Source organism: Anseongella ginsenosidimutans (assembly GCF_008033235.1).
Classification (GTDB): Bacteria; Bacteroidota; Bacteroidia; order Sphingobacteriales; family Sphingobacteriaceae; genus Anseongella; species Anseongella ginsenosidimutans.
In genome coordinates this window covers 688,396-700,371 of the sequence record NZ_CP042432.1, presented here as the reverse complement: position 1 = coordinate 700,371, position 11,976 = coordinate 688,396, and the positions used below count along the sequence as shown (strand labels likewise).

Below are 11,976 nucleotides of genomic sequence, written 5' to 3'. Positions count from 1 at the left end.
CCATCGCCTTTCCCGGCCATATCTGCCGGGCTGACAAAGATTTAATTAAATACCGAATATGAAGAAGATCCTGTTGCCCTTTTTTTTCGCAGCGGTGCTGGTGTCCTGCGCTGCCAGAAAACTGCCTGAAAAGCACGTAATGCTGCCGGGCCTTACCATTACTGAAAATATATCAAAAGACACCACGGAAAAGAATATCTATGACCGCTACAAGGAAAGCTATACGAGGGTAACCGATCTCCTGCATACGGATTTAAAGGTGTCGTTTAACTGGGACAGCAGCTTTGTCTACGGCGAAGCGATCCTTCAGCTTAAACCTTATTTCTATCCTTCCGATTCCCTGATTCTGGATGCCACAGGTTTCCGCCTTCATGAAGTGTCCCTGCTGAAAGGCGCGGGCGGCAAGGTTCCCCTGGAATATGACTACGATGGAAAGAAGATCCGGATAGGGCTTGACCGCCAGTACACCCGGGAGGAAAAATACGAGATCTTTATCGGTTATACCGCAATGCCCGACCGGCTGGAAGCAGGCGGAAGTGAGGCCATTACCCAGGACAAAGGGCTCTATTTTATTGATCCCCTTGACAAAGACCCGGATAAGCCCTCCCAGATATGGACGCAGGGCGAAACCGAGGCAAATTCCGCCTGGTTCCCCACCATCAACGGGCCGCAGGAAAACCATACCCAGCGAATTGCGCTTACCGTGAACGACAAATATGTTACGCTTTCCAACGGAACGCAGGTCTCTTCCAAATCAAACGGCAACGGCACCCGCACCGATATATGGGAGCAGGAACTTCCGCATGCTACTTACCTGACCATGATTGCCGTGGGTGATTTTGCCGTGGTGAAGGACAAATGGCGCAACCTGGAGGTAAACTACTACGTGGAGCCGGAGTTTGAACAATACGCCCCCCTCATTTTCGGGAATACCCCGGAAATGATCGGTTTTTATTCGGATCTGTTGGGAGTGGAATACCCCTGGAGTAAATATTCCCAGATAGTGGTACGTGATTTTGTATCAGGGGCAATGGAGAATACCACGGCCACGGTCTTTTTCGACCAAATGAATATGACTGACCGGGAATACCTGGACGAAGACCATGAAGATATTATCGCACATGAACTGTTTCACCATTGGTTCGGTGACCTGGTCACCTGCGAGTCCTGGTCCAATCTTCCGCTGAACGAAGCATTTGCGACCTACGGCGAATATCTCTGGCTGGAGCATAAGTACGGGCGGGCCGAAGCCGATGTGCATGGTTTCAATGACATGGCCTATTACTTCTTTGACCAGGATTCCCATGATAAAGACCTGATCCGGTACCAGGTGCCGCACAGGGAAGATATGTTCGATGTGGTCACTTACCAGAAGGGCGGGCGGGTGCTGCATATGCTTCGCAAATACGTGGGGGACGAAGCTTTTTTTGCCGCGCTGAAGCTCTACCTGGAGCGGCACCGTTTTCAGCCCGTGGAAGTACATGACCTTCGCCTGGCCTTTGAGGACGTGACCGGTGAAGATCTGAACTGGTTCTTTAACCAATGGATGCTGGCCAGCGGGCATCCTGAACTGAATTTCGAGGTATCCTACGAACAGGAAGCCGGACAGGTGGTGATCAGGACCGAACAAACCCAGAACCTTGAAAATAACCCGCTGTACAAAATTCCCCTGAAGGTAGATTTTTATACCGGGGGAAGGTGGAACGGAAGCAGCTGGTCATCGACGAAATAGTGCAGACCTTTGCCTTTGAGATGCCCCGGCCCGATTTGGTGAATATGGATGCCGAAAAGATGCTGCTGGCCCAGGTTAGAGTTGATAAACCATTGGAACAATGGTTATATCAGTATTATCACGCACCCTTGTATATGGACAAGTACCGCGCACTCCAGTACCTGGTAGCGCACTCCGCGGATCCCAGGGTACAGGAAGTGTTGCTGGATGCGTTCCGGGACGAAACAACCTGGGCCATCCGTCTGGGGGCTGTCCACCTGGCGGGCAGGCTCTCGGAGGAGAATAAGGAAAAAGCCTACTCGGCGCTGGCGGATCTGGCTTCAGGTGATGAGAAATCGCTGGTAAGAGCCCTTGCCGTTGAAACAATTGCCACCTTGTTTCCGAAAAAAGATAATAAAGCCTTGTTTGAGAAGGCCGCAAAGGATAAATCTCCGGCGGTGGAGAATGCGGCGAAAAAGGCATTGGGAAAAAACCGGTAGCCTACGGCTTTCCATAGCGAAAACTGTTGAATTTTAAATTTTTATAGAAATTTTTTATTATATTTGCACTCGTTTTTGGAACTGGAAGGAGGGGACAACGTCCCCTCTTTTTATTGGCGGTGCTGCCTTAAGCGTTAAACCTTGCAGTACCAGGGCTTATACACAGTTTGACTTAACACAGCGCAAGGGAATGGATAGCATTCAACGGATAACGGAGCTGGTAGAAGAAAAGATCGCGGGAACCGATCTTTTTATCGTGGAAATAAGACTCCAGGCAAACCGCCTGCAGGTTTTTATCGACGGGGATAAGGGTGTATCCATTGAGGCCTGCGCCGCCGTCAGCCGGCATGTAGGGCATGCCATTGAAGAGGAAAACCTCATTGAGCAGGCTTATACGCTGGAAGTATCTTCCCCGGGGCTCGATGCGCCATTGAAGCTGAAGCGGCAGTTCGTTAAGAATACAGGTCGGATGCTGGCCCTTAAGATGCAGGACGGCAAAAGGCGAACCGGCAGGCTGGTGAAGGTGACTGAAGAAGCGATGGTTCTCGAGGAAAAGATAAAGGATGAGCGTAAGAAGACGGTCCTGGTTGAATCGGAGCTGCCTTTTTCTGAAATCTCCGAAGCGAAAGTGACAATTAATTGAAAATTAGCGTATTCATAAATTATGAGTAATATTAATCTGATAGATTCCTTCAAGGATTTTAAGGATGAAAAGAAGATAGACCGCCCGTACATGGAAAGCGTGCTGCAGGAAGTAGTAAAAAGCATGCTCAGGAGAAAATACGGGACTGATGAGAACTGCGACATTATTCTGAACGTAGACAAAGGCGATATTGAGATATGGCGAACCCGGAAGGTAATGGAAGACGGGTTTTCAGAAGACGACGCGCTGGAAATAGAACTGGCTGAAGCCAAGACGCTGGATGACAGCCTGGAAGTAGGTGATGACTACATTGACGAGATCACCCTTGAAGATTTCGGCCGCCGCGCCATCCTGGCTGCCCGGCAGACATTGATCTCCAAGATACTGGAACTGGAGAAGGATGCGGTTTATACCGAATATAAAGACCGGGTTGGAGAGATCATTACTGCCGAAGTGTACCAGATCTGGAAAAAGGAAATCCTTTTACTGGATGAAAAGAAGAACGAGCTGATCCTTCCCAAGACCGAACAGATCCCTGCCGACTTCTTCAAAAAGGGAGAAACCATCAGAGCGGTGGTGCTGAAAGTGGAAATGGTGAACGGGAACCCGCGGATCATCCTTTCGCGCACGGCGCCGGAATTCCTGGAGCGTTTGTTTGAACTGGAAGTGCCTGAAATATTTGACGGGCTCATCACGATAAAGAAGATCGTTCGCGAGCCTGGTGAAAGAGCTAAGGTAGCGGTAGAGTCATACGACGACCGCATTGACCCGGTAGGGGCCTGCGTGGGAATGAAAGGTTCCCGTATCCACGGCATCGTCCGGGAACTCCGGAACGAAAATATTGACGTGATCAATTACACGAACAATATTCAGCTGTATATTCAGCGCGCCCTGAGCCCTGCGAAGATCAATAGTATCAAGATCAACGAAGAAACTAAATATGCTTCGGTATATTTGAAACCGGACCAGGTTTCCCTTGCAATTGGCCGGGGCGGACATAATATCCGTTTGGCGGGAAAGCTGACCGGCTACGAAATAGATGTATACCGTGAATCTGAAGGGGACGACGAAGACGTGGACCTGGACGAATTCTCGGACGAAATAGAAGGCTGGATGATCGATGAGCTGAAAGGGATCGGCCTGGATACAGCCAAGAGCGTACTTGCACTTTCGATGGAAGAACTGGTGAAACGGACCGACCTGGAAGAAGAAACAATCCGGGATATTTTGTCGATCTTGCGGGCAGAATTCGAAGAATAAAAAGGAAGATAATTTTGCTAATGTCTGAAGACAAGAAAACATATCAATTACTAAAAGTAGCCAAGGAACTTAACGTAAGTATCACCACTATTGTTGATTACCTCGACGATAAGGGATACCCGGTTGAGGCAAGGCCCAATACGAAGATCGGCGACGATCTTTACCAGTTGCTGCTAAAGGAATATCAGACCGATAAGATATACCGCGAAGAAGCTACGCAGATCCATATTGGCCGTGCCCGCCGTGAGGACGTATCCATTGACGAGGTAAAGGCCGCCAAGAGCAGCGGCGATGATTACGAACAGGAAGAGATCCTTATTAAAAATACGGCTTCCTCTGCAGGCATGACCAAACCGGAAAAGGTTCAGCAACCGGAACCGGAGAAAAAGGAAGAAACGCCTGCTCCGCCCGTGGAAGAGGAAAAGCCGGAGAAGGAAGAGCCAACCGGTGCAGCCGAAAGGCCAAGAAGCGGGGGCCGAAAATAGTAGGGAAAATAGACCTCGACGCGCTGGGCAAAAAACCGAAACCTGTTCAAAAGGAAGCTGAAGAAGCTCCAAAGCCTGAAAAGGCGGAAGCAGCGCCGAAACAGGAAGAGGCCAAAGCCGAACAGGCGCCTGTGAAGGAAGAAAAGGCGCCGGAACAAGAAAAGGAACAGCCGGCAGCCACGGCGGAAAGTGCGGAGAAAACGCCGGCGGAAACTCCGGCTGAAACAGCAAAAGAAGCTGCTCCCGCGGAAAGTACGGAAAAAACCGCCCCGGAAAGTGCGGAGGAGGCTCCTGCGGAAAGCGCGGAAAAGACCTCCCCGGAAACGACGGAAGAAGCAGCTCCTGCGGAACAGCCGGCGGCGGAAGCCGCAACTCCCGCTCCTGCCGATGCTGAACCGGGAAAAGAAGATCCCAATAAACGGGAAGTGATCAGAGCCACAGCCCGCCGTCTTACAGGTCCGAAAGTAATCGGCCGCATCGAGCTTCCGGCGGAAAGAAAATCCAAGCCGGTCGCTTCTTCTTCGGGTCAGCCGGAGAAAGGAAAGCGGAAGCGGAAACGCAGGGAAAAAGGAACGGTAGCTCCGGTAAGTACCGGCCAGCAGCATCCGTCTAAAGATAATAAGCCGGGCAAGACCGGCGCCAAAGATCACCACCGTAAGGGCAAGGAAAGAGAGGAAGTGGATGAGAAGCAGGTGCAGGAGCAGATCAAGGCTACGCTTGCCCGCCTGAGCGGCGCCGGTAAATCCGGGAAATTCGCACAACGGGCCCGTCTCCGCCGCCAGAAGCGGGACGATATTGCCCGGGTGGCTGAAGAGGAACAGCAGGAAAGGGAATTACAGTCAAAGGTACTCCGGGTAACGGAATTCCTGACTGCTAATGAGCTGGCCAGCATGATGGACGTATCTGTTACGCAGATCATCGCCACCTGTATGAGCCTGGGCTTGTTCGTTTCCATTAACCAGCGCCTGGATGCGGAAACCATCAGTATTGTTGCCGGCGAATTTGGTTTTGACGTTAACTTTATTACTTCCGACGATCAGGACGATCTGCTGGAAGAAGAAGACGCGGAGGAAGATCTCGTTGGCCGCCATCCTATTGTTACGGTAATGGGACACGTTGACCACGGTAAAACCTCCTTACTGGATTATGTCCGGAAAGCGAACGTAATTGCGGGTGAAGCCGGGAGTATTACCCAGCATATCGGCGCCTATGAAGTAGGCCTGGACGACGGCCGCAAGATCACGTTCCTGGATACCCCGGGGCACGAGGCCTTTACCGCCATGCGTGCAAGGGGAGCAAAGGTGACCGACGTGGTAATTATCGTGATCGCAGCCGATGACAGCGTGATGCCGCAAACCATTGAGGCCATTAACCATGCGCAGGCTGCAGGAGTACCGATGGTCTTTGCTTTCAATAAAATGGACAAGCAGGGAGCCAGCGCGGACAAGATCCGCGAACAGCTCGCAAACATGAATATCCTGGTGGAGGAGTGGGGAGGAAAATTCCAGACCCAGGAAATCTCCGCAAAATCAGGTATGGGCGTCGATGATCTGCTTGACAAAGTATTGCTGGAGGCAGAGCTTCTTGACCTGAAAGCCAATCCTGAGAAAAAAGCCCTTGGTACCGTCATTGAGGCGGCCATGGAAAAAGGAAGGGGCGTAGTAACCACCGTATTGATCCAGGCGGGTACACTGCGGGTCGGCGAGCCCATTCTGGCAGGCCAGTTCAGCGGCCGTGTCAAGGCCTTATTCAATGAACGCGGAAAGAAGATAGAGAAGGCAGGGCCGGCTACTCCTGTGCAGGTATTAGGCATGCAGGGTGCGCCGCAGGCCGGCGACCGTTTTAACGCGGTTGAAACCGAACAGGAAGCAAAAGACATAGCTACAAGGCGTCAGCAGCTGCAGCGCGAGCAAGGTTTACGTACGCAAAAACATATTACACTTGATGAAATCGGCCGCCGTCTTGCGATCGGCAACTTCAAGGAACTGAACCTGATCGTGAAAGGCGATGTGGACGGATCCGTGGAGGCGCTTTCCGACTCGCTGTTGAAGCTGTCAACGGAAGAGATACAGATCAATGTAATCCATAAATCAGTAGGTCAGATCTCCGAATCGGACGTATTGCTGGCTTCGGCTTCCGATGCAATCATACTTGGTTTCCAGGTACGTCCTTCCCCGCAGGCCCGCCGCCTTGCCGAGCAGGAAGAAATTGATATTCGCCTCTACTCCGTAATTTACAAGGCCATCGAGGAAATAAAGGCCGCAATGGAAGGCTTGTTAACGCCGGATGTAGAAGAGAAGATCGTTTGTAACCTGGAAGTCAGGGACACGTTTAAAGTCACTAAGGTGGGTACTGTGGCCGGGTGTATGGTCCTCGACGGAAAGATTACCCGTAACACGAATGTACGCCTGATCCGCGACGGGGTCGTGGTTTATACCGGGGAACTTGCTTCACTTAAACGCTTTAAGGAAGATGTGAAGGAAGTTACCGCAGGTTACGAATGCGGTTTGAATATCCAGAACTTCAATGATATCAAAACGGGAGATATTATTGAGGGGTACGAAGAGGTCCAAATAAAACGCAAGTTATAATACGCCTTGTTCTTTTTGCCCCTGGCGGCATGGGCAAATGGTCACAGCACCACGGATATCGCGGTTTTGTAATATAAGTCGCCGGTATTTTCGTTCCGGACGAAAATAAAAAAACTTCTGCATAGCAGTCGCTATGGAGAAGTTTTTTGAAGAAGGACGGGCGGAAAGACCAAGACTTGGTATTACAAACGTGATATCCATGGTGCTTAAGCGCTGCTACGCTCACATTGCCCGGCTTTGCCAGGAACAAAAATAACAAGGCTTGTTTTTGATTTGTGGTTTCGCTTCGCTTACCACCGGACGGATTCGTGCTTTCGCTTCGCTTCGCGCGGGGGCTTTGGACTTGGTTTTCGCTTCGCTTGCCTGCGGCCTCGCGGGTTTGGGTGGCGAAATGGATTGACCTAAACTGTTGTATATGAATAAGTGTATTTTCTACAGCTTACTTCTGCCTGGGGTTTTAATGGTTTTTTCTTGTGGACGCGGGGCGAAAGATGGTTCGGCGGAGCGTGAGCCGTTTTCGGCGGAGGCAGGGCTGGAGGCGCTGGATGTGGCGGATGGGTTGGAGGTGACGCTTTTTGCCAGTGAGCCTTTGGTGAGTAATCCTACTAATATGGATGTGGATGCCAGGGGCAGGGTTTGGGTTACGGAGGGCTGGAATTATCGCAATTGGCTGAATACGGAGAATCCTTACCGTGAAAACGGAGATCGCATTGTGATACTGGAGGATAGGGACCAGGACGGGCGGGCGGATACCGCGAAAGTTTTTTACCAGGATACGCTTATTAATTCCGCTATGGGGATCGCGGTACTGGGCAGGCAGGTAATTGTTTCCTGCAGCCCGGGTGTGTACCTGCTGACAGATACCGATGGAGACGACAAAGCCGACACCAAAGAATTACTATTTACCGGCATCGGCGGCAAGCAGCATGACCATGCTGTTCATGCCTTTGTTTTCGGGCCGGATGGCAAATTATATTTTAATTTCGGGAATGAGGGGAAGACGATCCTGGACAAAAACGGGAAAGCTTTATACGATCCGCTCGGCCGCCTAATCAGTGCGGAAGGGGAGCCGTACCGTCAGGGCATGGCTTTTCGCTGTAACCCCGACGGCTCGGAACTGGAAGTAATCGGGCATAATTTCCGGAACCCTTATGAACTGGCTGTGGATTCCTACGGGAGTGTCTGGCAAACGGATAATGACGATGACGGCAATCGCAGCACCCGCGTGAATTATGTGATGGAGTACGGCAATTACGGCTACTCTGACGAGCTGACCGGCGCCTGGTGGGGCGATTGGCGGATCAACCGCGAAGACTCCGTTCCCCTGCGGCATTGGCATCAGACCGACCCGGGAGTAGTTCCCAACCTGCTGGTAAACGGAGCCGGATCGCCCTCAGGGCTGTGCATGTACGAAGGGCAGTTGCTTCCCGAGGCATACAGGGGACAGCTTATTCACGCGGAAGCGGGCATGAACGCGGTGCGCGTTTATCCGGTTAGTCCCGATGGCGCCGGTTTCAAAGCAACCCGGGCTAACCTGCTTTTTTCAACCGAAGATAAATGGTTCCGCCCGGTGGATGTTTGCGCCGCCCCGGACGGTTCCCTCATGATCGCCGACTGGTACGATCCGGGTGTGGGCGGGCACCGTGCGGGTGACGTGGAACTTGGTAGGATCTACCGTATTGCGCCAAAGGGGCATGCTTACCGCCCGGAACAATCCGCATTTGATAGGCCGGAAGCCGCGGTAAAAGCGCTGGCAAGCCCGGCGCAGTCCGTTCGCTATCTGGCATGGACAGCCTTGCACGAAATGGGAAACCGGGCCGAACCGGCGCTCAGTAAGGCCTTTACTTCTTCGCATCGGACGATGCCGGGCAACTCTGCCGGCGGGCCGGCGGTAAGTTCGCCGTCCGAATCATCCGCACGCGAAGTAGCTTCACCGGAATCCCGGCTGCGGGCACGGGTTTTATGGTTGCTTAGCAAATTGCCGGAGAACGGGAAGCACTACCTGGAGCTGGCGCTTGCAGACAGTGACGAAAGGATCCGGGCAGCAGCCGTCCGCGCAGCCCGGCAAATGGACCTTGACCTTGTAGATGTACTCGGAAAAGTGGCGGATGATCCTTCCCCGCTGGTCCGCCGCACGGCCCTGGTTGCTATGCATTACGTAAATTCCCCGGAAATGCCCGCATTATGGGCCCGGTTCGCATCTCATTATGACGGCCGCGACCCCTGGTATCTTGAAGCCCTGGGCATAGCCGCGGAAAATAACCCGGATGCCTGCTTTTCGGCCTGGCTGGAAAACGGCGGCGATCCTGCTTCCCCGGCCGGCAAAAAGATCGTGTGGCGATCCGGCTCCGCAATGGCGCTGCCGCTGCTGGCAGAAATGGCCGCTGCCAGGGAAATCAGTGATGAAGAAAGAAGGCAGCTTTTCCGGGCCATTGAATTCCATAAGGGAAAACAAAAGCAGGAAATACTGCTGTCTCTTATCAGGAAACAGGACGCTGGCGAAAGAACAGCCGCCTATGCGCTGATGCTGGCCGAACCGGAAAGCCTTCCTAAGACTTTTGCCATGAGCCAGGCCATTGAGAACAGCCTGCGGGACCTGGAGGGCGAACCGGAGTACATCCATCTCGTTGCCCGCTTTCAGCTCAAAGGGAAGTCTCCTGAACTAATGGAAATCGCCCTGGATACGCTTGCCGGGCAGGAAATGCGTGAGAATGCATTGAATACGATAGTGAACCTGGACCTTACCGGCGACATCCGTTCGGTGATCGACCGCGATGACGAAGGTTCGCTGCTCCTGGCTGGCTTGCTGAAGGAAGCCGACGACGACCGCATTTTTAAAGAGCTGCAGCGTATTATCCTGGAAGAAAATTTTAGCGAAGACCTTCGCCGGGAAGCGCTTAATTCCCTGGGCGCCACCTGGACCGGCAGTGACAAATTGATGCTGCTGGCCGAAACGGACCGGTTACCCTCTCAATTCGAAACACTGGCACGTGAAATACTCACCTCCACCTGGCGGCCTGACGTACTCGCAAGGGCGCGTGCCTTTTACCAGGGAGGCGAAGAAGCGGAGCCTCTTCCTGAAATGTCCGTCCTGCTCAGTATTGACGGAGACATTACAGCGGGAGAAACTGTTTTTACCGCCTGGTGCAGCTCCTGTCATGTAATAAACGGAAAAGGAATACAATTCGGGCCGGAACTTTCTGAAATAGGCGCTAAACTTTCCGAAGAAGCCCTGTACGATGCCATCATTTACCCGGACAAAGGCATTAATTTCGGATTCGAGGGATATACCGTTCACCTTAAAGACGGCAGCAGCCTGACCGGCTATATCACCGGCGAAACCGCTGCAGAAGTTTCCCTGCGCAGCATTGGCGGCCAGACGCATAAACTGCAAACGGCGGATATTATTTCCAGGGAAAGCTATGAGCATTCCCTGATGCCCTCCGGCCTTGGGCAAGCAATGGGAAAAAACCAGTTGGCGAACCTGGTCGCCTACCTAAGCAGTCTTAAATCGCGGAAATAACGAACCATACAGCCCGGGCCTTTCTCACTCGTATATCTCCGGAACGTCCGAAAGTGTTCGTTCATACATGGTGGCGCCGCCCTTTTCGTTAGGGTGATGGTATATTTGCCAGCCATAGCTGCCGCTGTAATCTTCCCAATACATCATTGATTTGTCCACCACCTTGCCATCGTCCGGAAGTGAAGTGGCTAAATCAAACTTACATCCTTTTATTCCGGACTGCCTGCGTACCTCTTCTATCAGGAGATTCTCGGCGATCTGCGTAGCGCTCTCATTGCAGGGAATGTTATTTAAAATGGGTATAGCGCCCCGGGACTTGATATAGTCCACCAGTTGGGTCAATTTAGGCGCTGTATTTCCGCCATTGGTGCCAATAGTAACCATTACATACTCTGCTTCTATATACGGTAATTCGTTTTGTATGTACTCAAGCACCATATCTATCGTAGCGCCGCCGCGTCCGCTTGACATGGCATCCCCTTTTAGTTTACGGATGATCCGCTGCGTCCAGGAAAGCGGAAAATCTTTGCTTGGGAAATATCCTTCTGGCTGCGTAATGGAGTCGCCGTAAATGAGCAGTTTCACCTTTTTCTTTAAGGCATAAACGGCGATTTTCTTTATTGTCATTGAAGCGCCGCCGGCCAGTCCGAAACAATACCGATCCCATTGCATGCCAACGTTAAATCCTTGCTGCAATACACCTTTGCCTACGCCGCCCTGACCGTCATGTACAACCGCAATTTCGGCGGCCTCGCCTGTTAGCACATCAGTTATGCGCAACTTCGCTTGCTGGTAAATATGGTATACTTCCACCAGGTAATCCCTGTCGGCCTGCAAAAAGTTCACTGTTTCTTCAACACCCGGACTGGTAGCAATGGATATGCGCTTATGCTGCACATCCACATAGGCGATAAAATCACCTTCACTGCTGCGAAATACAGCTTTGGCATCCGCCGAAAAACTTACCAGGTACTGCACCTTTCGTTCGGCAATCGCGTAAAACTTATCCAGCTTTGCGACATCCTCTTTTCCGGTAATTTGTAGCCCATCCGCGGTGAATTCCCCAACTCCGTTTAATAATAACTCCGGGAATGAACCACTGTTGTTTAACTGCTTTTCATATAGTACAGCCAGCGTGTCGCCAGTTCCGGGCACCGTTGTCGATGCACTCATTCCTGCTGAAACTGACAGTAGTACACCTAAAATTGCCGTTATGGTTGTCATATTTTCCGATAAGCGCTAAAGATAAATAACCAGGCGAAA

At 51.9% G+C, this 11,976-nt stretch carries 8 protein-coding genes; 7 read left to right on the top strand and 1 reads right to left on the bottom strand.

From position 1 onward, the window contains the following. Positions 1-58 precede the first annotated feature (58 nt). The 7 genes from FRZ59_RS02895 (at position 59) to FRZ59_RS02865 (ending at position 10,713) form a co-directional block, all read left to right on the top strand. Complete coding sequence (locus FRZ59_RS02895) at positions 59-1,732, top strand: M1 family metallopeptidase (protein ID WP_147698223.1); 1,674 nt, start codon at positions 59-61, stop codon at positions 1,730-1,732. Then, complete coding sequence (locus tag FRZ59_RS02890) at positions 1,699-2,211, top strand: HEAT repeat domain-containing protein (RefSeq protein ID WP_147698222.1); 513 nt, start codon at positions 1,699-1,701, stop codon at positions 2,209-2,211. The genes FRZ59_RS02895 and FRZ59_RS02890 overlap by 34 nt, the downstream gene beginning before the upstream one ends. Before the next feature lie 190 nt (positions 2,212-2,401). Continuing rightward, positions 2,402-2,854, top strand: a complete 453-nt coding sequence (gene rimP / locus FRZ59_RS02885; RefSeq protein WP_132127378.1) for a ribosome maturation factor RimP — start codon at positions 2,402-2,404, stop codon at positions 2,852-2,854. A gap of 21 nt (positions 2,855-2,875) precedes the next feature. Then, on the top strand, positions 2,876-4,114 hold the full coding sequence (gene nusA, locus FRZ59_RS02880; RefSeq protein WP_132127379.1) for a transcription termination factor NusA: 1,239 nt from the start codon (positions 2,876-2,878) through the stop codon (positions 4,112-4,114). Between the two features lie 20 nt (positions 4,115-4,134). Then, positions 4,135-4,599, top strand: coding sequence for a hypothetical protein (locus FRZ59_RS19695; RefSeq protein WP_147698221.1), 465 nt, complete (start codon positions 4,135-4,137; stop codon positions 4,597-4,599). A gap of 131 nt (positions 4,600-4,730) precedes the next feature. Next, entirely contained in the window at positions 4,731-7,190 is a 2,460-nt protein-coding gene (infB, locus tag FRZ59_RS02870) for a translation initiation factor IF-2 (RefSeq protein WP_349290821.1), read from the top strand. Positions 7,191-7,605: 415 nt separating this feature from the next. Next, positions 7,606-10,713, top strand: a complete 3,108-nt coding sequence (locus tag FRZ59_RS02865; RefSeq protein ID WP_132127381.1) for a PVC-type heme-binding CxxCH protein — start codon at positions 7,606-7,608, stop codon at positions 10,711-10,713. Between the two features lie 24 nt (positions 10,714-10,737). Here the strand turns inward: FRZ59_RS02865 and FRZ59_RS02860 are convergent, their stop codons facing one another. Further along, positions 10,738-11,886, bottom strand: a complete 1,149-nt coding sequence (locus tag FRZ59_RS02860; protein WP_207910181.1) for an SGNH/GDSL hydrolase family protein — start codon at positions 11,884-11,886, stop codon at positions 10,738-10,740. Positions 11,887-11,976: the final 90 nt, after the last annotated feature.